General features: G+C 65.6%; 19 protein-coding genes. 17 read left to right on the forward strand and 2 right to left on the reverse strand.

Annotated features, from left to right (window positions below; genetic code table 11):
• Position 1: 1 nt before the first annotated feature.
• Both hpaE and ACRCSW_RS13280 read right to left on the reverse strand, forming a co-directional pair.
• A complete protein-coding gene (gene hpaE, locus ACRCSW_RS13275; protein ID WP_438705778.1) occupies positions 2–1,507 on the reverse strand; it encodes a 5-carboxymethyl-2-hydroxymuconate semialdehyde dehydrogenase in 1,506 nt (501 codons plus the stop codon).
• A complete protein-coding gene (locus ACRCSW_RS13280) occupies positions 1,504–1,896 on the reverse strand; it encodes a 5-carboxymethyl-2-hydroxymuconate Delta-isomerase (protein ID WP_438705779.1) in 393 nt (130 codons plus the stop codon). Before ACRCSW_RS13280 ends, hpaE begins: the two co-directional genes overlap by 4 nt.
• Before the next feature lie 71 nt (positions 1,897–1,967).
• Between ACRCSW_RS13280 and hpaR the strand changes: the two genes are divergently transcribed.
• The 17 genes from hpaR to ACRCSW_RS13365 all read left to right on the forward strand — a co-directional run bounded on the left by hpaR (position 1,968) and on the right by ACRCSW_RS13365 (position 20,795).
• Positions 1,968–2,474, forward strand: coding sequence for a homoprotocatechuate degradation operon regulator HpaR (gene hpaR / locus ACRCSW_RS13285; protein WP_438705780.1), 507 nt, complete (start codon positions 1,968–1,970; stop codon positions 2,472–2,474).
• A 99-nt stretch (positions 2,475–2,573) separates the two neighbouring features.
• Positions 2,574–3,575 (forward strand): Gfo/Idh/MocA family protein, encoded by a 1,002-nt coding sequence (locus tag ACRCSW_RS13290; protein WP_438705782.1) that lies wholly within the window; start codon positions 2,574–2,576, stop codon positions 3,573–3,575.
• Positions 3,572–5,143 (forward strand): acyl CoA:acetate/3-ketoacid CoA transferase, encoded by a 1,572-nt coding sequence (locus tag ACRCSW_RS13295; protein ID WP_438705783.1) that lies wholly within the window; start codon positions 3,572–3,574, stop codon positions 5,141–5,143. The genes ACRCSW_RS13290 and ACRCSW_RS13295 overlap by 4 nt, the downstream gene beginning before the upstream one ends.
• Positions 5,140–5,907: an enoyl-CoA hydratase/isomerase family protein gene (locus ACRCSW_RS13300; protein WP_438705785.1), complete on the forward strand. Its 768-nt coding sequence runs from the start codon at positions 5,140–5,142 to the stop codon at positions 5,905–5,907. Before ACRCSW_RS13295 ends, ACRCSW_RS13300 begins: the two co-directional genes overlap by 4 nt.
• A gap of 1 nt (position 5,908) precedes the next feature.
• Positions 5,909–7,435, forward strand: a complete 1,527-nt coding sequence (locus tag ACRCSW_RS13305) for an aldehyde dehydrogenase family protein (protein WP_438705787.1) — start codon at positions 5,909–5,911, stop codon at positions 7,433–7,435.
• Between the two features lie 50 nt (positions 7,436–7,485).
• Positions 7,486–8,736, forward strand: coding sequence for an ABC transporter substrate-binding protein (locus ACRCSW_RS13310; RefSeq protein WP_438705789.1), 1,251 nt, complete (start codon positions 7,486–7,488; stop codon positions 8,734–8,736).
• 111 nt (positions 8,737–8,847) lie between these two features.
• Positions 8,848–9,741, forward strand: coding sequence for a carbohydrate ABC transporter permease (locus ACRCSW_RS13315; RefSeq protein WP_438705791.1), 894 nt, complete (start codon positions 8,848–8,850; stop codon positions 9,739–9,741).
• Positions 9,738–10,616, forward strand: a complete 879-nt coding sequence (locus tag ACRCSW_RS13320; RefSeq protein WP_438705793.1) for a carbohydrate ABC transporter permease — start codon at positions 9,738–9,740, stop codon at positions 10,614–10,616. Before ACRCSW_RS13315 ends, ACRCSW_RS13320 begins: the two co-directional genes overlap by 4 nt.
• A gap of 104 nt (positions 10,617–10,720) precedes the next feature.
• Positions 10,721–11,965: an ABC transporter substrate-binding protein gene (locus ACRCSW_RS13325; protein ID WP_438705795.1), complete on the forward strand. Its 1,245-nt coding sequence runs from the start codon at positions 10,721–10,723 to the stop codon at positions 11,963–11,965.
• Between the two features lie 50 nt (positions 11,966–12,015).
• Complete coding sequence (locus ACRCSW_RS13330) at positions 12,016–13,128, forward strand: ABC transporter ATP-binding protein (RefSeq protein WP_438705797.1); 1,113 nt, start codon at positions 12,016–12,018, stop codon at positions 13,126–13,128.
• Positions 13,128–14,615 (forward strand): FAD-dependent oxidoreductase, encoded by a 1,488-nt coding sequence (locus tag ACRCSW_RS13335; RefSeq protein WP_438705799.1) that lies wholly within the window; start codon positions 13,128–13,130, stop codon positions 14,613–14,615. The genes ACRCSW_RS13330 and ACRCSW_RS13335 overlap by 1 nt, the downstream gene beginning before the upstream one ends.
• On the forward strand, positions 14,612–15,373 hold the full coding sequence (locus ACRCSW_RS13340; RefSeq protein WP_438705800.1) for a 3-ketoacyl-ACP reductase: 762 nt from the start codon (positions 14,612–14,614) through the stop codon (positions 15,371–15,373). The genes ACRCSW_RS13335 and ACRCSW_RS13340 overlap by 4 nt, the downstream gene beginning before the upstream one ends.
• A gap of 86 nt (positions 15,374–15,459) precedes the next feature.
• Positions 15,460–17,061, forward strand: coding sequence for a GMC family oxidoreductase (locus ACRCSW_RS13345; RefSeq protein WP_438705802.1), 1,602 nt, complete (start codon positions 15,460–15,462; stop codon positions 17,059–17,061).
• On the forward strand, positions 17,058–17,366 hold the full coding sequence (locus ACRCSW_RS13350; RefSeq protein WP_438705804.1) for a Dabb family protein: 309 nt from the start codon (positions 17,058–17,060) through the stop codon (positions 17,364–17,366). The genes ACRCSW_RS13345 and ACRCSW_RS13350 overlap by 4 nt, the downstream gene beginning before the upstream one ends.
• A gap of 9 nt (positions 17,367–17,375) precedes the next feature.
• Positions 17,376–18,545, forward strand: coding sequence for a dihydrodipicolinate synthase family protein (locus ACRCSW_RS13355; RefSeq protein ID WP_438705806.1), 1,170 nt, complete (start codon positions 17,376–17,378; stop codon positions 18,543–18,545).
• A 3-nt stretch (positions 18,546–18,548) separates the two neighbouring features.
• Complete coding sequence (locus ACRCSW_RS13360; protein ID WP_438705808.1) at positions 18,549–19,553, forward strand: LacI family DNA-binding transcriptional regulator; 1,005 nt, start codon at positions 18,549–18,551, stop codon at positions 19,551–19,553.
• 3 nt (positions 19,554–19,556) lie between these two features.
• A complete protein-coding gene (locus ACRCSW_RS13365; RefSeq protein ID WP_438705810.1) occupies positions 19,557–20,795 on the forward strand; it encodes a glycerate kinase type-2 family protein in 1,239 nt (412 codons plus the stop codon).
• Positions 20,796–20,800 lie beyond the last annotated feature (5 nt).

Genomic DNA, 20,800 nt, shown 5'->3' on the forward strand with positions numbered 1-20,800 from the left:
CTCAGGCTCCCAGTCGCTGGATCTTGTGGGTGCCCAAAGCGAAGGCGGTGTTCTTCTGTTCCATGTAGAACTCGAAGGACCAATCGCCCCCGTCGCGCCCGATGCCCGAGGCCTTGACCCCGCCGAAGGGCGTGGGCAGGTGGCGGACGTTTTCGGAGTTTACCCAGATCATGCCCGCCTCCAGCGCGTCCGAGAACCGCAGGGCGCGGGTCAGGTCGTTGGTCCATAGGTACCCTGTCAGCCCGTAGGCTGTGCTATTGGCGATGGCCAGCGCTTCGGCCTCATCCCTGAAGGTCAGCGAGGTGAGGAACGGGCCGAAGACCTCTTCCTGCGCGATGCGCATGTCAGGCGTGGCGTTGGTGAAGAGGGTGGGGCGGATGAACCAGCCCTTGTCGCCAACGCGCGTTCCACCGGCCGCAAGTGTGGCGCGTTCGGAGCGGCCGAGGTCGACGTAGGACATGACCTTGTCGAAATGCGTCTTGTGGATCAGGGGGCCGACTTCGGTGGCAGGGTCAAGCGGATGGCCGACTTTGATGTTGTTTGCCCGCTCGATCAGGCGGGCGTGGAAGGTGTCGGCGATGGTTTCCTGGACCAGAAGGCGGGACGACGACGTGCAGCGTTCGCCGTTCAGCGAGTAGATCATGAAGATCACGGCATCGAGCGCGCGGTCGAGGTCGGCGTCGTCGAAGACCACGACGGGGTTCTTGCCGCCAAGCTCGAAATGGACGCGTTTCAGGGTGTCGGCGCCCTGCTTCATGATCATCGACCCGGTTCGGGTTTCGCCGACGAAGGCGATGGCCTTGATGTCGGGGTGTTCGGTGAGGGCCTTGCCTGCTTCCTCGCCGAAGCCGTTGACCAGGTTCAGAACGCCTGGGGGCAGGCCCGCTTCATGCGCGATCTCGGCCAGGAGGCGTGCGGTCAGCGGGCTGAACTCGGCGGGTTTGTGAACGACCGTGCAGCCTGCGGCCAAAGCGGGCGCGACCTTCCAGGTGGAAAGCATGAAGGGCGTGTTCCAGGGGGTGATCACGCCCACCGGACCGATGGGTCTGCGGGAGGTCAGGTTCAGGTGGTCAGGGGAGTGGAGGGTCTTGCCATCGCGCGCGCCGGGGGCAAGGTCGGCGAAGAAGCGGAAGTTCTCGGCGCCGCGCAGGGCGGCCTTTGACATGAAGCGCCAGGCCTGACCGGTGTCCCAGCATTCGCAAAGCGCGATTTCCTCGGCCCGCGCCTCGATCAGGTCGGCGATGCGTTGGAGGATCGCTTTGCGTTTGTCGCCTGCCAGAGCGGCCCAGGCGGGGAACGCGGCCTTTGCCGCTTGCGCGGCCCGGTCGATGTCGGCTGCCGTGCCCCGCGCGACGTTTGCGATGAGGCTTTCGTCGACCGGCGAGCGCGTGTCGAAAGCGCCCCCTGCGCCGGGCGCATCCTCGCCGCCGATCAGGTTCAGGATCCCGCTGGACCGGAACCGCTTTAGGTGACCCTCCAGCTTTTCCAGATGGGTGGCTAGGGTCATGCGGGCTCTCCGGGGAGGTATTTGCGGATCGAGCTGGCCTTCGGGCTGAAGCGTGGGTCGATGTCGCGCAGTTCCATCGACAGCATGAAGGACGAGGTTTCCATCACCTCGCGGCAGTAGTCCTCGGCGGCTGCGAAGATCAGTTCCGTCGCCCTGGCCTTGGCCTCGTCCGACCGCCCGCCGCGCAGGCGGAGCACGATGTCCAGGAAGGCGTGGTCCGGGTTGCCGTCGGCGATCACCACGTGGTCGGCGCGGATGGCCCGGACACGGATGCCGGCCAGCGGCAGGACCCCGGTTTCGACCGCCGCGTCGCGCAGAACTCGGCAGAGGCCTGCGACATCAAGGCGGTTTTCAAGGTTCGGGGAATAGTCGATCTGTATGTGGGGCATGAAGGGCTCCTGGCTGCAGTGAGCGGGAAGATAGTTGCTCGGTCAAGTAATTTCGCAGGATTGAGGCCGACGTGAAAACGCGCGATAAGCCGGGGATGTCCGATGCGCCGCCCTCGTTTCGTCTGATGCGCAGATCGCTGCCCATTGCGCTGCTTAGGGCGCGGGAGACGGTGATGGGGCCGCTTCGTGATATGCTTTCGACCTCTGGCGTGAACGAGCAGAAATGGCGGGTTCTGCGCGTGTTGCAGGAACGGGGGCCTTTGGAGCTGAGCCAGGTCGCGGCGGAGGCGTGCCTTCTGTTGTCGAGCCTTACACGGATGGTTGGCCCGATGGTGGACGAGGGGCTGATCTCGCGCACGACCCCGCCAGAGGACCGGCGCAAGGCGATTGTCGCGATCACTCCGGTTGGGCTTCAGCTGGTGCAGGCGCATGCGGGGCAAAGTGCAGCGATCCTGGGGCAGATCGAAGCCGAGTTCGGGCATGAGCGGCTTGAGCAGTTGCTTGATCTTCTGGAAGATCTGCAGAAGCTGGACCTGAGGAACGGTTCGGCTGACACGGGCACCAAGACCAAACGCTAGGGTCGGCTTTCCGTGGGGCTAACCTGATGGCGGATGAACGCTTGACTATTTGGATCGTTCCAGTATCGATTTGGAACGGTCCAAACTTTCGGGAGAATCATGCGCTGGGGTCTGATCGGGGCGAGCACAATTGCCGAGCAGCACATGATCGGGGCTTTCCGTGCAACGGGCGGCGACGTGAAGGCAGTTGTCAGCACGACCGCGACCCGCGCCAAGGACTTCGCAAACAAGAACGGGATTGCGGGGGCGGGGACTGAGCTCTCCGTCGTGCTGGACGATCCCTCGATCGAGGCGGTCTACATTTCTTCGATGAACGAGAAGCACCGCGCGCAGGCGCTGGCCGCGATCGGGGCGGGAAAGCATGTGCTGTGCGAAAAGCCCCTGGCGATGACGGTGGCTGAGGCCGCTGGGATGGTCATGGCTGCCGATAAGGCGGGGCGGGTGTTCGCCACCAACCATCACCTGCGTTGCTCGGGCTCGCATCGGGCGATCCGTGATCTGATCGTGCGGGGCCGGATTGGCCGCGTGTTGTCGCTGCGCTTGTTCCATGCGGTCCACTTGCCGGAAAGCTTGCAGGGCTGGCGGATCAACGATGCGGCGGCAGGGGGCGGCGTCATCCCCGACATAACCGTGCATGACGCCGATGTAGCGCGGTTCCTGCTTGGCGAAGACCCATCGGCGGTTGTGGCGCAGATGGGGGCGTCCGGCATGGGGCAGGGGGTCGAGGACAGCGCGATGTCGGTCTGGTCGATGCCCTCGGGCGCCATGGTCATGAGCCACGAAAGCTTCACCCATCCGTTTGCCGGATCGGGGCTGGAGGTGCATGGCAGTGAGGGCTCGATCTTCGCGCGGGGCGTGATGACGCAACAGCCGGTCGGAGAGATCGAGCTGGTCACTGCCGCTTGCCGTGAAGCCGTGCCCTTCCCGGCGCACAGTCTTTATGTCCAGGGCGTGCGGGATTTCCTTTCGGCTGTTGCCGGCCAAGGCCAGCCCGCCGCCGCCGGTGTGGACGGTGTGGCTTCTCTGGCAGTGGCCCTGGCCGTGCGCGAGGCCGCCCGCACCGGCATCCGGCAGGTTGTCGACTACGCGAGGGCGGCATGACGAAGCTTGTCTCGCCGCAAGAGGCTGTCGCCCGCATCCCCGATGGCGCGGTGGTGACGGTGTCTTCGTCCTCGTCGCTGGGCTGCCCTGATCTGGTGCTGAAAGCCTTGGGCGACCGCTTCCGCGCCGAGGGCCATCCAAGGGACATCACGACGCTGCATCCCATCGCTGCGGGCGACATGTACGGCGTCAAGGGCATGGATTGGATCGCCGAGGACGGGCTTCTGGCGCGGGTTCTGGCGGGGTCGTACCCTTCGGGCTCGTCCAACCTGCCGATGCCCGAGATCTGGAAGATGATCGTCGAGGACAGGGTCGCGGCGTACAACGTGCCCTCCGGCATCCTGTTCGACATGCACCGCGAGGCTGCCGCGCGCCGTCCCGGTGTTCTGACAAAGGTGGGGATGGAGACCTTTGCCGATCCCATCCGCGAGGGCTGCGCAATGAACGCCCGCGGGTCGGGCGCTCCTATCGTCAAACGGGTGGAGTTCGGGGGCGAGACGTGGCTCCACTTCCCGAACATCTACCCCGACGTCTGCATCCTGCGGGCCACCACGGCGGATGAGAACGGGAACCTGACTTACGAACATGAGGGCGCTTATCTCGGGGGCCTCGAACAGGCGATTGCGGCGCGGAACAATGGCGGGCTGGTGATTGCCCAGGTGTCGCGGGTGACGGCGAAGGGGTCCTTGCGGCCACATGATGTGCGCGTGCCGGGGCATCTGGTCGATCTGATCGTCATCGACCCGGACCAGAAGCAGACCTGCGAGACGCCCTATGACCCGGCGATCTCCGGTCAGATCATGCGGCCCTGGTCCAGTTTCTCGCTGGCCGAGCATGGGGTGGAAAAGGTCATCGCCCGCCGCGCGGCGCTGGAGCTGAAAGCGGGCCAGACCGCGAACCTCGGCTTCGGAATCTCCGCCATGGTACCGCGCATTCTGTTGGAGGAGGGGCACCCCGAGGCGGTGACCTGGGCCATTGAGCAGGGTGCCGTTGGCGGCATGCCATTGACGGGTTTCGCTTTCGGATGTGCGTCGAACGCCTGGGGCTATGTGCCCTCGCCGCAGCAGTTCATCTACTTCCAGGGCGCGGGGTTCGATGTGTCGTTCCTGTCCTTCCTGGAGATTGACGTCGAAGGCAATGTCAACGTCTCGAAGTTGGGGAAGAAGCCGTACCTGACCGCCGGTTGTGGCGGGTTTGTCGACATCACGGCGCATGCGAAGAAGATCGTCTTCTCCGGCTGGTTCGAAGCGGGCGCGCAGGTGGAGCTTTCCGCGGCGGGCCTGAAGGTTGCGCAGCCGGGCAAGTTCTCCAAAATGGTCGACCAAGTGGAACATGTCACGTTCTCGGGTAACCGGGCGCGGGCTCAGGGGCAGGAGGTGCTTTACGTCACCGAACGCTGCGTGATCCGGTTGACCGGCGAGGGGCTGGTCGCGACCGAGATCATGCCGGGGATCGATCCCGCGCGCGACATCGTTGCGGCCTCGGGGGGCAGGGTTTCGGTGGCCGGGAACGCGACCACGATGCCGCTGTCGCTTTTGGCCGAGGGCCCGATGGGGTGGCAGCCATGACCGGCGTTCGCCTTCATATCGCGGAAGGGGTGGCGGAACTGCGGCTCGACAACCCGGCCAAGCTCAACTGTTTCACGGTCGAGATGCTGGGCCAGCTGGCGGGCCATCTGGAAGTGATCGAAGGCCGCAGCGAGGTTCGCGCTGTGATCGTCACGGGCGACGACGACAGGGCCTTCTGCTCGGGCGCCGACGTGAATGCCTGGGGCGACATCTCGCCCGCCGAGTTCGCGCGGAACTGGGTCCGGGGCGGGCATCGGCTGTTTGACCGGCTGGCGCGGCTGGCGAAACCGACGATTGCCTGTCTGAACGGCCATGCTTTCGGCGGGGGGCTGGAGCTTGCGGCGGCCTGCGATATCCGCGTGATCGCGCCCAAGGCCACGATTGCCCTGCCGGAGGCCGGGATCGGAGTCGTGCCGGGCTGGTCGGGGACGCAGCGGCTTGCCCGGCTGATCCCGGAGGGGATGCTGAAGGAAATGGCGCTCTTTGGTCGGCGCATCGGGGCGGAGCGGCTGTTGTCTTGCGGCTTCGTGGCCGAAGTGGCCGAAGACGCTCGCGCTGCGGCACAGGACATCGCGGCCAAGGTCGCAACGCTTTCGCCCCGCGCGACCGAGATCACCAAATCGATGATCCATGCCGCCCAGGGCGAGGACCATGCCGCGATGGTCGAGGCGCTCGGTTCCGCCGCCATCGCCGCCAGCGCGGACCGTGACGAGGGCGTGGCCGCTTTCCGAGCGAAGCGCCCAGCCGAATTTCCGGGGACCTGACATGCTTGACCTGACCATCATCCCGGCTTCCGGTACTGCTCTTCCTGCAGCACCGTTTCAGGCGCGCCACCTGATCGACGGTCAGTGGTGCGACAGCGCCGACGGGGCGGTGTCCGAGCGTCTGTCGCCGTCGCACGGGGTTGTCGTCAGCCGCGCGGCCAAAGGTGGCAAGCCGGAAGCCGAGGCAGCCATCGCCGCGGCCCGCAAGGCCTTTGACGACGGCCGCTGGAGCCACCTTTCGGGCAAGGCCCGGGCCGCCGTCCTCCTGAAGGTCGCCGACCTGATCGAGGCCAATGTGGAGCGGATGGCGTTGTTGGAGACGCTGGAATCCGGCAAACCCATTGCCCAGGCGAGAGGCGAGGTTTCGGGCGCTGCCGACCTTTGGCGTTATGCCGCGGCGCTTGCCCGCACGCTTCACGGTGACAGCCACAACTCGCTTGGCGAGGACATGCTGGCCGTTGTCCTCAAGGAACCCATCGGCGTGGTGTCGGTCATCACGCCCTGGAATTTCCCGTTCTGGATCCTGTCGCAGAAGCTTCCCTTTGCGCTCGCCGCGGGCTGCACCTGCGTGGTGAAGCCGTCCGAGCTGACCCCTTCGACCACGGTGATGCTGGGTGAGCTTCTGATCGAGGCCGGGCTGCCGGCGGGCGTCGTGAATATCGTCCTCGGCTATGGCCAGCCCGTTGGTGCAACCCTCGCCTCTGACGCCCGCGTCGACATGGTCACCTTCACGGGATCGACCGCCGTGGGCCGGAGCATCGCGGCGGCTGCAAGTGCCACGCTGAAGAAGGTGGCGCTGGAGCTTGGCGGCAAGAACCCGCAGGTGATCTTCCCCGACGCCGATCTGGAAAGCGCTGCCGATGCGGTCGTCTTCGGCGTCTATTTCAACGTGGGCCAGTGCTGCAACTCCGGCAGCCGGATCATCGTGCATGAGGACATCGCGGAGGATTTCACCGCCCGCGTAGTTGAGCTTTCCCGCAAGGTCGCATTCGGCGACCCGCTCGATCCCGCGACGCAGGTGGGGGCCATCGTGACGCCAGAACACGGCGCCAAGATCGACGCTTACGTTTCCGCCGCCCGCACGTCAGGGGCCAGGGTCGCCTTGGGCGGCGGCGTGTTGCAAGTGCCTGGGCTCGGACCGCAATTCTACCAGCCGACCGTGGTGACCCACGTCACGCCCGATATGGCCATCGCCCGCGAAGAGGTGTTCGGTCCGGTCCTGACGGTCCTCACGTTCCGCACGCTTGACGAGGCACTGGCGCTGGTGAACGATGCCGATTACGGCCTTTCCGCCGGGGTCTGGAGCGAGAACATCCACACCTGCCTTGCCTTTGCACGTGGTGCACAGGCGGGTACGGTCTGGACCAACACCTGGATGGACGGCTTCCCGGAGGTGACCTTCGGAGGCGTCAAGCAATCGGGCCTGGGGCGGGAGATCGGTCGCTACGGTCTGGACGAATTCATGGAGATCAAGTCGCTCGTGATGCGGATCGGCCGCACGCGAGAGCCTTGGGTAAGACCCCGCTGACCGAAACCGGCAGCGGGTTGTGAGATGCGCATCCAATGGGAGGAAATCAAATGCGGCTTTTCGGAAAGACACTGACCACTGCGGCAGCTTTGGTGATGACCACCTCGCTTGCCATGGCCGAAGACGTCGAGGTTCTGCACTGGTGGACCTCGGGCGGCGAGGCGGCAGCGCTGAACGTGCTGAAGGATGACCTTGCCACGAAGTCCATCGGCTGGGTCGACATGCCCGTCGCCGGGGGCGGTGGCGAGGCTGCGATGACCGCGCTTCGTGCCCGCGTCACGGCCGGCGACCCTCCAACCGCCGTCCAGATGCTCGGCTTCGACATCCTTGACTGGGCGGGCGAAGGCGCGCTTGGCGACCTGACTGCGGTTGCCACGGCAGAAGGCTGGGACGCCGTCGTTCCAACTGCGCTGCAGGCGTTCTCGAAGTCGGACGGCAAGTGGATTGCGGCCCCGGTCAACGTCCACTCGACCAACTGGGTCTGGATCAACAAGGCAGCACTTGACGCCGCCGGTGGCAAGGCGCCCGAGACCTGGGAAGAGCTGGTTGCCGTCCTTGACGCGATGAAAGCGAACGGGATCACGCCGCTTGGCCACGGTGGTCAGGCCTGGCAGGACGCGACCGTTTTTGACGGTGTCGTTCTGGGCATGGGCACCGACTTCTACAAGGCGGCCTTCATCGACCTCGACCCCGCAGCGCTTGGTGGCGAGCAGATGGCGGAAGCCTTCAACCGCCTGATCAAACTTTCGACCTATGTCGACGCCAACTTCTCGGGCCGCGACTGGAACCTGGCTTCGGCCATGGTGATCAATGGCGAGGCGGGCATGCAGATGATGGGCGACTGGGCCAAGGGCGAGTTCCTGAAGGCCGGCAAGGTCCCAGGCACCGACTTCGTCTGCATCCGCTTCCCCGGCACGCAGGGGGCGGTGACCTTCAACTCGGACCAGTTCGCGATGTTCGGGGTGGAGGGCGAAGACGCCATGGCTGCCCAGGGCGCGATGGCCTCGGCGATCATGAACCCGACGTTCCAGTCGGCGTTCAACGTGGTCAAGGGCTCGGTCCCCGCGCGGACCGACGTTCCGAACGACGCGTTTGACGACTGCGGCAAGAAAGGGATGGCGGACCTTGCAGAAGCCAACAGCTCGGGCAAGCTCTTCGGCTCGATGGCGCATGGCCATGCGGCACCTGCTGCGGTGAAGAACGCGACCTATGACGTGATCACCGCCGCGTTCAACGGCGAATATGCCGATGGTGTCGCCGCCGCCGCCGCGCTGGCGGAAGCCGTCGCCGCCGCGCAGTAATCGCAAGACCGGGGGCGGCCCGCGCCGCCCCCAGCAAATTCCTTAAGTAAGGAATTTGGCAAAATCCTTACTCAAGGATTTTGGACGCGGCTGGAACCGAGGGGGGACACCATGGCCGTTACAGGGGCCGATTTCCGCACACGCCTGCAGGACTGGTTGCCGAAGCTTGTGCTTGCGCCCTCCTTCGCTGTGACGCTCCTCTTCGTTTACGGCTTCATCCTCTTCACCATCGTCCTCAGCTTCACCGGCTCGAAGATGCTGCCCAGGTTCACCTGGGTCGGGTTCGAGAACTACGAGAAGCTGTTCGCGCTCCCCGCCTGGAACACCGCGATCATCAACATCGCGATCTTTGCCACGCTTTACATCGTCATCTGCACGGTCATCGGCCTGATGCTGGCGATCTTCCTCGACCAGAAGATTCGGGGCGAGGGGATGCTGCGGCCGATCTACCTTTATCCCATGGCGCTGAGCTTCATCGTCACCGGAACGGCCTGGAAGTGGTTCCTCGACCCCGGCATCGGGCTGGAAAAGATCATGCGCAACTGGGGGTGGGAGAGTTTTTCCTTCACCTGGATCAAGGACGGCGAGATGGCGCTTTACACCATCGTCATCGCGGCGGTCTGGCAGACCTCGGGCTTCGTGATGGCCATGTTCCTCGCGGGCCTGCGCGGCATCGACAACGAGATCCTGAAGGCAGCCCAGATCGACGGCGCCTCGAACTGGCAGCTTTACCGCCGCATCGTCATCCCGCTTCTACGACCCGCGTTCCTTTCGGCCTTCGTCATTCTCAGCCACCTTGCGATCAAGTCCTACGACCTGGTCATCGCTCTGACCGGTGGCGGCCCGGGCAGGGCGACCGAGATGCCGGCGACCTTCATGTATTCCTACACCTTCACCCGGAACCAGATGGGCATCGGCGCATCCAGCGCCGTGATCATGCTGATGACCATCGCGGCAATCATGGTGCCCTACCTTTACGCGGAACTGAAGGAGAAGAAGGCATGAGCGTCGCTTCTCAGGACACCGCCGTCTCGACCGGTCGGGTCACCCGCGTGTTCCTTTATCTGGTGCTGATCCTCTTCGCGCTCTTCTACCTCCTGCCGCTTTACGTCATGGGCATCAACTCACTGAAGCCGCTTGAGGAGATCACCGGCGGCAACATGATGGCGCTCCCCTCGCAATGGACCCTCGCCCCCTGGCGGTCGGCCTGGTCCACCGCCCAGATCGGGGTGGAGCCGACGGGGCTAAGGCCATACTTCCTGAACTCGATCCTGATGGTCGTCCCCGCTGTCGCCATTTCCACTATCGTCGGCGCGCTGAACGGCTATGTCCTGACCAAATGGCGGTTCCGGGGCGACACCTGGGTCTTCGGGCTGATGCTCTTTTCCTGCTTCATCCCGTTTCAGATCGTCCTGATCCCGATGGCGCTGATCCTTGGCAAACTCAATCTCGCGGGGTCGGTCCCCGGCCTGATCCTTGTCCATGTCGTCTACGGGATCGGCTTCACCACGCTCTACTTCCGGAACTACTACGCAAGCTTCCCGACCGAGCTTATCCGGGCCGCGCAGATCGACGGGGCGGGGTTCTTCCGGATCTTCTGGCGCATCCTCCTGCCCGTATCCGGCCCCATCGCGGTGGTCAGCGTGATCTGGCAGTTCACCAACATCTGGAACGACTTCCTCTTCGGCGTCTCGTTCGGCGGCACCAGCCAGCCGATGACGGTCGCCCTTAACAACCTCGTCCAATCGTCCACGGGCGTGAAGGAGTACAACGTCCACTTTGCCGGTGCGATCCTGGCCGCACTGCCCACGCTTCTCGTCTACATCGTCGCAGGCCGCTACTTCGTGCGCGGGCTGATGGCGGGAAGTGTGAAAGGATAGGTCAGGAGACCGCCGGGCGGCGGCAACCGCCCGACGGTCATGTTCAACCCAAAGCCCCCCCTTTGCGAAGCGGAACCGGGCGAACGACAGGAAGGAACACGAGAATGAGGCTAATGTCCATCACCGCGCTTCTGCTCAGCGCAGCAAGCCCGGCGCTTGCCGACCCCTCGGTCGAGGTCATGCATTTCTGGACGTCAGGGGGCGAGGCCGCGGCCCTGGGGGCCGTCCGTGACAAGGTGGTTGCCGAGGGCGTCACCTGGACGGATGCGCCCGTCGCAGGCGGCGGCGGTGATCAGGCCAAGACGGCGCTGCAGGCGCGGATCGCCAGCGGCAATCCTCCGGCCGCGATGCTGATGCTAGGGCAGAACATCATCGACTGGGCCAACGAGGGGATGCTTGGCAACGTCGACGCGCTGGCTGAAGCGCAGGGCTGGGACGCGGCCCTGCCGCAGGCCGTGAAGGACTTCACCAAGATCGACGGGCACTACGTTTCGGTGCCGACGAACGTTCACCGGACCGACATGATCTGGGCCTCCAAAGCCGCCTTCGACAAGATCGGCGCGGCTTATCCGACGACCTGGGAAGAGCTGAACGCTCTGGCGCCCAAGTTCCGCGAGGCCGGAATCATCCCGCTCGCCCATGGCGGGCAGGCCTGGCAGGAGGCCTACATGTTCGAGGCCGTCGCAGCAGGCGTCGGCGGGGCGGACTTCTACCGCAAGGCCCTGATCGAGCTGGATGATGCCACCCTGCGCGGGCCCGAAATGGTAGCCGTCTTCGCCCAGATCGCCGAGCTGCGCGGTATGGTGGACGCAAACTTCCCGGGCCGTGACTGGAACCTTGCCTCGGCCATGGTGATCAACGGCGAGGCCGCGATGCAGATCATGGGCGACTGGGCAAAGGGTGAGTTCACCAATGCCGGCAAGGTCGCGGGTACTGACTTCGCCTGTATCCCCGTACCCAAGGCGAAGGGCGACAGCTTCGTCTACCTCGTCAACTCGCTTTCGCTCTTCACCCAGACCGATCCCGACCTGATCAAGGGCCAGGAAGTGCTGGCAAGCGCCATCATGGACCCCGCGGTCCAGATCGCCTTCAACAACGCCAAGGGTGCGATCCCGGCCAGAACGGACATCGACCTTTCGGCGATGGACGCCTGCGCGCAAGCGACCTCGGCCAGCCTTGCCGCCAATGACGGAGCGGGCTCGGCCGTCCCGACCTTCGCCGGAACCCATGCCGCGAATGCCTCCGTCGTCGGGGCCGCAACCGACGCGATCACCACTTTCTTCAATTCCGAGATGACCGCCGAAGAGGGCGCGACCGCACTCGCCGACGCCATCGCCGCTGCGCAGTAAACGAATGGTCCTCGGGGGCGACCCCGAGGGCACCACGACAGGAGAATACAATGGGCTTTCTCGACATCCGCAACGTCACCAAATCCTACGGGAGCGTCGAGGTCCTGCACCGCGTCGACATCGCCGTGGAGGAGGGCGAGTTCCTTGTCCTTGTCGGCCCCTCGGGCTGCGGAAAGTCGACACTTCTGAACATGATCGCGGGGCTGGAGGCGATTTCGGGCGGTGAGATCGCGATCAAGGGCCGCGTGGTGAACGGGGTGCACCCCTCCAAGCGCAACATCGCCATGGTGTTCCAGAGCTACGCCCTCTACCCCAACATGACCGTCGGCCAGAACATGACCTTCGGGCTCGAGATGCACGGTGTCCCCAAGCCCAAGCGGGATCAGGCACTGGCGGATGTCGCGAAGCTTCTGCAGATCGATCACCTCCTCGGCCGCAAGCCCGGCCAGCTGTCCGGCGGCCAGCGCCAGCGCGTCGCCATGGGGCGGGCACTGGTCAGGAACCCCGATGTCTTCCTCTTCGATGAACCACTCTCCAACCTCGACGCCAAGCTCCGCGTCGACATGCGGACCGAGATCAAGAAGCTGCACCACAAGCTCAAGACCACCATCGTCTATGTCACCCACGACCAGATCGAGGCGATGACCCTTTCGACCCGCATCGCGGTGATGAACAAGGGCCATGTCCAGCAGCTTGGCACGCCGAAAGAAATCTACGACGCCCCGGCAAACCTTTTCGTCGCCACCTTCATGGGCAGCCCGGCGATGAACATCGTCCCGGCCACCGTAGTGGTCGAGAACGGCCAGCCCCATGCCGCCGTCACCGATGCCGAAGGCGTGGTCCGCAAGCTTCGGTTCAGCCAGGCCAACATGGCCAATTGGGACGGCAAGCCCATTCTTCTGGGCATTCGCCCCGAGGCCATCACCGACCCCGAAGGCGCGGACCGCAAGTCCGGAAACATCCAGCCGTTCGCGAACCGCGTCACCGTGACCGAACCCTCGGGCGCCGACACGTTCGTGACCATGACCCTGTCCGGCAAGGACGTCATCGCCCGGATGCGCGCCGATGCCGCCGTGGCACCAGGGCAGGTCTTCGACTTTGCAGTGAACATGGAAAAGGCCGTCGCCTTCGACCCCGAGACCGAGGCCCGGATCCCCGCCTGATGCAGCCTGACGTGATCATCATCGGTTCCGGCATGGGGGGTGCCACGCTGGCCGCGGCGCTGGCGCCATCAGGCCGCCGGGTGCTGATCCTGGAGCGGGGCGAACGCCTGCCCGACAGTCCCGAAGCGCGGGACCCGGCCGCGATCTTCCAGCGCGGTCACTTCAAGCCGAACGAGACCTGGCGCGACATATCTGGCGCGGCTCTGCACCCCGGCAACTACGCCTTCGTCGGCGGCAACACCAAGTTCTACGGCGCCGTCCTGCTTCGCTACCGGGCCGAGGATTTCGCGCCACTGAAGCATGTCGAAGGCACCACGCCTGGCTGGCCAATCGGCTATCCCGAGCTTGAACCCTTCTACAGCCGCGCCGAAACCCTGTACCGGGTCCGCGGCGATGCGACTACCGACCCAACCGAACCCCCGCATTCGACCCCCTATCCCTTTCCACCCGTCCCCGATGAGCCTGACATCGCCGCCCTGTCGCGCGCCTTCGCAGCCCAGGGCCTGCACGTCTCGCCCCTGCCGCTTGGTGTCGATCTCGACCGCTGGCTGGCCCGCGCGCCGACCACATGGGACGCATTCCCCGACACCACAGGCGCCAAGTCGGATGCCGAAAGCTGCGGGCTTGCCGAGGCATTGAAGCATCCGAACGTGACGCTGCTGACCGGCACGAAAGTGGCGCGCCTGATCGCGGAAGGCCGCCGCGTGACCGGGGTCGAGGTGGAAAGCGGCGGGCGCCGCGAAACGCTTTCGGCCCCCATCATCTGCCTTGCGGCGGGGGCGATCCTTTCGTCGGCCTTGCTCCTCGCCTCGGCGAACGACGATCACCCAAGGGGGCTTGCGAACCGTTCCGATCAGGTCGGGCGCAACTTCATGAACCACAACTTGACCGGGATGGTCGCCTACAACCCCTTCCGCCGGAACCGGTCGGTCTACGAAAAGACCATCCAGATCAACGATTTCTACCTGAAGGGCGGCCCCAATGACGAGCCTTTGGGCAACATCCAGATGCTCGGCCGCATCACCGGCCCGATCCTTGCGGGCGAGGCGGGCCTTCCCCTCTGGCTCGCCCGCCATATCGCCGACCGCTCGATCCACATCATGGCCATGTCCGAAGACCTGCCCGACCCGAACTCCCGTGTCTTCTGGAAGAACGGCGAGGTCGTCCTCGACTGGCGCCAGACCAACACCCGTGCCCATGACCTTCTGGTCCGGCGTCTGAAGAAAGCCATGGGCCGCGCGGGCTGGCCCATCGCCCTGTCACGCGGGTTCCCGAAGTCAAAGCCCAGCCACCAGTGCGGAACCAACCGGATGGGCGCCGACCCCACGACCTCGGTCGTCGACGCAAACCTCAAGGCGCACGACCTCGACAACCTCTACATCGTCGACGCCTCGGTTCTGCCGACCTCCGCTGCCGTCAATCCCTCGCTCACCATCGCCGCCCTTGCCCTGCGCGCGGGTGAGCACATCGCGAAAGGCCCCGCATGACCGCCCCCTTTGCCCTTGTGACCGGAGGCCAGCAGGGCATTGGCCTTGGTATCGCCCAAGCGTTGGCCAAAGAGGGCTTTCGCCTGGCTATCGCGTCCCGATCAGCGCCCGAGGATGACGGCGTTCGGGCGGCTCTGGCCGCACTGGGCCCAGACGCTTGCTGCTATCGCCATGACCTTTCGGACCTCGCCGCCATCCCGGCACTTCTCCACCGCATAGAAGCCGATCAAGGCCCCATCGACGCCCTGATCCAGAACGCAGGTGTCGCGGCCAAAGTGCGGGGCGACATGCTCGAGATCACGCCGGAGAACTTCGACTGGATCATGGGCATCAACCTGCGCGGCGCCTTCTTCCTTGCCCAAGCGGTGGCGAAACGGATGCTCGCAACCGCAAGCCCACACTACCGTTCCATCACCTTCGTGACCTCGGTCTCGGCCCAGATGGCAAGCCCCGAGCGCGCCGACTACTGCATCTCCAAAGCCGCCGCTGCGATGGCCGCGCAGACCCTTGCGCTGCGCCTCGCGCCGTACGGGATCGGCGTTTTCGAGTTGCGTCCCGGTATCATCGAAACAGGCATGACCGCGGGCGTGAAGGACAAGTACACCGCCCGCATCGAGGGCGGCCTCGTCCCGGCCGGGCGGTGGGGCCAGCCCTCGGATATCGGGCAGGCCGTGATCCCGCTGGTTACCGGCCAGATGGCCTTTGCGACCGGTGCGGTGATCCCCGTCGACGGCGGGCTTTCCATCGAAAGGCTCTGACCCATGCGCAACGCCCAAAAGTTTTCCAGAACTTTTGTCCGGAATTTTCGAAAATTCCGGGCCCCAGCCCCGACCGGAGCCGCCTGATGACCGAAGGCTACGATTTCATCATCATCGGCGGCGGCTCGGCGGGCTGCGTGCTTGCTGCGCGTCTGACCGAAGACCCATCGGCACGCGTTCTGCTGCTTGAGGCGGGGGGCCGCGACCGGCATCCATTCTACCATCTGCCGGCAGGCTTTGCGAAGATGACCAAGGGCATCGGTTCATGGGGCTGGCAGACCGTACCGCAGCGCCACATGCGGGGCATGCAGATCCGCTACACCCAGGCCAAGGTGATCGGCGGCGGATCGTCGATCAATGCCCAGCTCTACACCCGAGGCAATGCGCTCGACTATGAAGACTGGCGGCAGACGGGCTGCACCGGCTGGGGGTACGAAGATGTGCTCCCCTACTTCCGCAAGTCCGAGGTGAACGACACCCACGACAACCGCTACCACGGCAGGGATGGCCCCCTTGGCGTGAGCCAACCCCGCGCGCCCCTGCCGATTTGCGAGGCCTGGTTCGCCGCCGCCGCCCAGATCGGCATCCCGCGGAACCGGGACTTCACCGGCGAAAGCCAGGATGGCGTCGGCTACTACCAGCTGACCCAGCGCTGGTATCGCCGATCCTCGACCTCCACTGCGTTCCTGAAGCCCGCCCTCGGTCGACCGAACCTGACAGTCAGGACCGGCGTCCAGGTCCTGCGGATCGTCACGGAAAAGGGCAGGGCGGTCGGCGTCGAGACGCCCGAGGGCACCATCCGCGCCACGACCGAGGTGATCCTGTCCTCCGGTGCTATCGGCTCCCCCAGGCTTCTCCAGCTCTCCGGCATCGGCCCAGCCGACGACCTCAGCCGCCTCGGCATCCCCGTCGTCCTCGACCGCCCGCAAGTGGGCGCGAACCTGCAGGACCACCTCGACCTTTTCGTCATCGCCGAGTGTACCGGCCCCCACACCTATGACCGCTACGCCAAGCCGCACTGGTCAGCGCTGGCGGGCCTCCAGTACCTCCTGACGCGCAAAGGCCCGGTCGCCTCCTCGCTCTTCGAGACCGGCGGCTTCTGGTATGCCGACCCCTCCGCGCGAAGCCCTGACATCCAGTTCCACCTCGGCCTGGGCTCCGGCATCGAAGCCGGGGTCGCCGCCATGCCACAGGGGGGCGTCACCCTGAACTCCGCCTTCCTGCGCCCCCGCTCGCGCGGCACTGTGCGCCTTGCCAGCGCCGACCCCAAGGCCGCGCCACTGATCGATCCAAACTACTGGCAGGACCCCTACGACCGCGACATGTCCATCAAGGGCCTGAAGCTCGCGCAAGAGATGATGCGGCAAGAGGCCCTCAAGCCCTTCGTCCTGGCCGAACGCCTGCCAGGCCCCGAGGTCCGGACCGACGAGGACTACATCGCCTACGCCTGCAAGAACGCCAAGACCGACCACCACCCCGCAGGCACCTGCCGGATGGGTGCGGACGTTGAGGCGGTGGTCGACCCGGAGCTCCGCTTCAACGGCATCGAGGGGCTTCGCGTTGTCGACGCCTCGATCATGCCGACCGTCGTTTCGTCCAACACCAACGCGCCGACCATCATGATCGCCGAAAAGGCTGCCGACATGATCAAGGCCACCTACGGCAGCACCAAGGGAGCCGCAGCATGATCCGCCACATCGTCCTTCTCAAGGCCCGCCCCGAGGTCACCGAAGCGCATATCAGCGACATCTTCGCTGACCTCGCCGCGATCCGGGACAAGCTCCCTGGCGTCCTCGCCATCCACTCCGGCCGCAGCGAAAGCCCCGAGAAGATCGAACGCGGCTATCTGCACGGCTTCACTGTCGACTTCACCGATTGGGACGCGCTGGCGGCGTACCAGGACCACCCCGACCACAAGCGCGTCGGAGCCGCCCTTGTCGCCGCGGCCCAAGGCGGCCTGGACGGCATCCTCGTCTTCGACCTTCCCTGCTGAGGCCCGCTCATGCTGATCCTCCCAACCCAAGACGCCCGCCTCACACCCTACCGGCCCACCGGCACCCCCCTCACGCCCCGCGCACCGAAGGTGCCCCTTACCCGCACGGCCTTTGCCGCGGCCCATGTCGTCAGCGACCCCCTGCGCGAGCGAAACCCCTGGGACACCCGCCCCGCCGTAGATTGGGACGCCACACTGGCCTTCCGCCAGCAGCTCTGGGACCAGGGCCTGCACGTTGCCGAAGCCATGGACACCGCCCAACGCGGCATGGGCGTCGACTGGCCGACCGCGCTGGAGCTGATCCAGCGCACCATGCGCGCGGCCAAGACCCACCCGATGCGCCCCCGAGTGGCCTGCGGCGCTGGCACTGACCACAAGGCTCTTGCGGACCTCACCAGCCCCGACACGATCCTCGCCGCCTACACCGAACAGGCCGAGGCGATCGAGGCGGCAGGCGGCCAGCTGATCCTGATGGCCTCGCGTGCCTTCCCTGCGATCAGTGCCAGCGAGGACGTCTACCAGAAGGTCTACCGCCGCCTGATCGATGGCGCGCAAGAGCCGGTTATCCTGCACTGGCTTGGCGATATGTTCGACCCGGCGCTGAAAGGCTACTGGGGCAGCAGCGACGTCGCCAAGGCCTCCAATTTCGTCCTGAACCTCATCGCCGAGAACCCCACCAAGGTCGACGGCATCAAGATTTCCCTTCTCGATCAAGCGTATGAGGAAAACTTCCGCGCCCGCCTGCCCGAAAGCGTCCGCCTTTATACCGGAGACGACTTCAACTACGCCCCCCTGATCGAAGGTGACGGCACCCACTACTCGCACGCGCTTCTGGGCATCTTCGCGGCCATCGCCCCCGCGGCTAGCCAAGCCCTTGAAGCGCTGGCACAAGGCGACAGCGCCACCTACCACCGCCTGCTAACGCCGACCGTCCCCCTGAGCCGCGAGATCTTCCGTGCACCCACCCGGTTCTACAAGGCGGGCATAGCGTACCTTTCGTGGCTGAACGGGCACCAGGGCCATTTCATCATGCCCGCCGGGTTCCAATCCAGCCGCGACATCACCCACTATGCCGAAGTCTTCCGGATGGCCGATCAGGCCGGGCTCCTCGCCCACCCCGAGCTTGCCGAGGCGCGGATGGCAACGCTTCTCGCCCTCCACGGCATCGAGCAGACCTGAGACATGGACAGACGGCCGACGATCATCGATGTTGCGACCCGCGCGGGGGTGTCGAAATCGACCGTCAGCCTTGTCCTGCAGCAAAGCCCGCTGGTGAAGGCCGAAACGCGAGAGGATGTCCGCCGTGCCATGGCCGAGCTTGGCTATGTCTACAACCGCTCGGCGGCCAACCTGCGCAGCGCGAATGCGGGGCTGATAGGCCTTGTCATCAATGACCTCCGGAACCCGTTCTTCACCGAATTCGCCACGTCCCTGCAGATGGCGCTGTCCGCCCGCGGCTACGCCACCGTCATCGCGAATACCGACGAGGACCCCCATCTGCAGGCCCAGGTCGTCGGCGCCATGCTGGAACACGGGGTCTCGGCCCTGATCGTTTCGCCCGCCTACGGCGAAGAAGCGGCCACGTTCGACGCCATCGCGCGGGCCAATGTCCCCGCACTCCAGGTCCTGCGCAAGGTGGTCGACGAGACCCACCGCTTCCCGTTCGCGGCGCCCGACTATCCCTCCGGCTCGCGGCTTGCGACCGAACACCTTCTGGCCCAGGGCGTGCGCCAGATCGCATTCGTCGGCGGCCTTGAAGGCCGCGCCGTGACCCAGCTCCGGATGTCTGGCTATCTGGCGGCACTTGCCGAGCGCGGCATGACGCCGCTCTATCTGCCCGGCCGCCCGGGCCGCGCCTTCGGCCGTGAGGCCGCGCATCGTCTGGCCGAAGCGCACCCCGAGATTGACGCAGTCCTTTGCTTCAACGACCTGACAGCACTTGGGCTTCTGACCGGCTGCGCCGAGCTGCAGCGCAAGGTCGGCCCCTCGCTCAAGGTCGTCGGCTTCGACGATATCGAAGACTGTGCCCAGGCTTTCCCGGCTCTGTCCTCGGTCCGCTGCGACATTGCGGGCTTTGGCTGTGCGATGGCGGAAACGGTCCTCAAATGGCTGGAAGCGGACATCCGGCCTGCCCCTGAAACGGTTACGCCGGTGACGTTGATCCCCCGCGCCTCCAGCCAAGGCTGACCCATGCGTCCACCCCCCGCCGTCCTTCTCCGCCAGCTCTTCGACCGTGCGGTCGAGGTCGCCGACCCGATGCGTTCGCTTGCCTCCTTCCTGCCGGCGAAGCCGAAGGGAGGCACTCTTGTCATCGGGGCAGGCAAGGCCTCGGCCCGCATGGCCGAAGCGGTCGAGGCCGTTTGGGGGCCTTGCGAAGGCCTCGTCATCACCCGCTACGGCTATGCCCGGCCCTGCCGGGGGATCGAGATTGTCGAGGCCGCCCACCCCGTCCCCGACCAGTCAGGGGTCGACGCCACGGCCCGGATGCTTCGGCTGCTGGAGGATCTGACCGAAGACGACTTCGTCCTTGCCCTGATCTCGGGCGGTGCGTCCGCCCTCCTCTGCGCCCCCGCCGAAGGTCTTGGTCTGGCCGAAAAGCAGGCGGTGAACGCAGCACTTCTGGCCTCCGGCGCGCCGATCTCGGCGATGAACACCGTCCGCAAGCACCTCAGCCGCGTGAAGGGTGGCCAGCTTGCCGCCGCTGCCTATCCCGCAAGGATGCTTGCGTTGATGATCTCCGACGTGCCGGGCGACGACCCTGCCTTCATCGGTTCAGGTCCCACTGTCGGCGATGCCACCACCCCTGCGGATGCCGAAGCAATCCTTGACCGCTGGAACATCCCGGTTCCCGCCGCCCTCAGTCGTTCCGGCGTCATCGCACCCGGTGACCCGCGCCTCTCCCGCACCGAAAACATCATCTACGCAGCCCCCGCCCAGTCGCTGGCCGCCGCTGCCGCGCTGGCCGAGGCGTCCGGCTGCGAAGTCCGCCTTCTGGGCGACCGGCTGGAAGGCGAAGCGCGTGATGTGGCCCGCGATCAGGCCGCCATGGCAGCGGCCATTGCCGCGGGCCTGAAGCCGGGCGCCAAGCCTGTCGTCCTCCTCTCAGGCGGCGAGCTTACGGTGACGCGCAAAGGCGATGGCATCGGAGGCCCGAACGCCGAATTCTGCCTTGCGCTGGCAATCGCCCTGGACGGCCACCCCCAGGTCCATGCCCTGGCCTGCGATACCGATGGAGTGGACGGCGCAGCCGAGGTCGCAGGCGCGTTGATCGACCCCGACACACTGCACAAAGGTCCTGACGCCGCCGAGGCACTAGCCCGGAACGACGCGCACAGCTACTTCGGCCGCATCGGCGGACAAGTGGTGACCGGTCCGACCCTTACCAACGTGAACGACTTCCGCGCAGTATTGATCCTGCCGCCAGGCTGACATCG

It is taken from the genome of Tabrizicola sp., from assembly GCF_051645465.1.
Classification (GTDB): Bacteria; Pseudomonadota; Alphaproteobacteria; order Rhodobacterales; family Rhodobacteraceae; genus Tabrizicola.

Excerpts from the sequence above, each read along its gene's own strand:
- ACRCSW_RS13310 (WP_438705789.1), top strand. The coding sequence starts at position 7,486 with ATGCGGCTTTTCGGAAAGACACTGACCACTGCGGCAGCTTTGGTGATG.
- ACRCSW_RS13315 (WP_438705791.1), top strand. The coding sequence starts at position 8,848 with ATGGCCGTTACAGGGGCCGATTTCCGCACACGCCTGCAGGACTGGTTG.
- ACRCSW_RS13345 (WP_438705802.1), top strand. The coding sequence starts at position 15,460 with ATGACCGAAGGCTACGATTTCATCATCATCGGCGGCGGCTCGGCGGGC.
- hpaE (WP_438705778.1), bottom strand. The coding sequence starts at position 1,507 with ATGACCCTAGCCACCCATCTGGAAAAGCTGGAGGGTCACCTAAAGCGG.
- ACRCSW_RS13360 (WP_438705808.1), top strand. The coding sequence starts at position 18,549 with ATGGACAGACGGCCGACGATCATCGATGTTGCGACCCGCGCGGGGGTG.
- ACRCSW_RS13330 (WP_438705797.1), top strand. The coding sequence starts at position 12,016 with ATGGGCTTTCTCGACATCCGCAACGTCACCAAATCCTACGGGAGCGTC.
- ACRCSW_RS13365 (WP_438705810.1), top strand. The coding sequence starts at position 19,557 with ATGCGTCCACCCCCCGCCGTCCTTCTCCGCCAGCTCTTCGACCGTGCG.
- ACRCSW_RS13320 (WP_438705793.1), top strand. The coding sequence starts at position 9,738 with ATGAGCGTCGCTTCTCAGGACACCGCCGTCTCGACCGGTCGGGTCACC.
- ACRCSW_RS13305 (WP_438705787.1), top strand. The coding sequence starts at position 5,909 with ATGCTTGACCTGACCATCATCCCGGCTTCCGGTACTGCTCTTCCTGCA.
- ACRCSW_RS13325 (WP_438705795.1), top strand. The coding sequence starts at position 10,721 with ATGAGGCTAATGTCCATCACCGCGCTTCTGCTCAGCGCAGCAAGCCCG.
- ACRCSW_RS13280 (WP_438705779.1), bottom strand. The coding sequence starts at position 1,896 with ATGCCCCACATACAGATCGACTATTCCCCGAACCTTGAAAACCGCCTT.
- ACRCSW_RS13300 (WP_438705785.1), top strand. The coding sequence starts at position 5,140 with ATGACCGGCGTTCGCCTTCATATCGCGGAAGGGGTGGCGGAACTGCGG.
- ACRCSW_RS13355 (WP_438705806.1), top strand. The coding sequence starts at position 17,376 with ATGCTGATCCTCCCAACCCAAGACGCCCGCCTCACACCCTACCGGCCC.
- ACRCSW_RS13350 (WP_438705804.1), top strand. The coding sequence starts at position 17,058 with ATGATCCGCCACATCGTCCTTCTCAAGGCCCGCCCCGAGGTCACCGAA.
- ACRCSW_RS13335 (WP_438705799.1), top strand. The coding sequence starts at position 13,128 with ATGCAGCCTGACGTGATCATCATCGGTTCCGGCATGGGGGGTGCCACG.
- ACRCSW_RS13295 (WP_438705783.1), top strand. The coding sequence starts at position 3,572 with ATGACGAAGCTTGTCTCGCCGCAAGAGGCTGTCGCCCGCATCCCCGAT.
- ACRCSW_RS13340 (WP_438705800.1), top strand. The coding sequence starts at position 14,612 with ATGACCGCCCCCTTTGCCCTTGTGACCGGAGGCCAGCAGGGCATTGGC.
- ACRCSW_RS13290 (WP_438705782.1), top strand. The coding sequence starts at position 2,574 with ATGCGCTGGGGTCTGATCGGGGCGAGCACAATTGCCGAGCAGCACATG.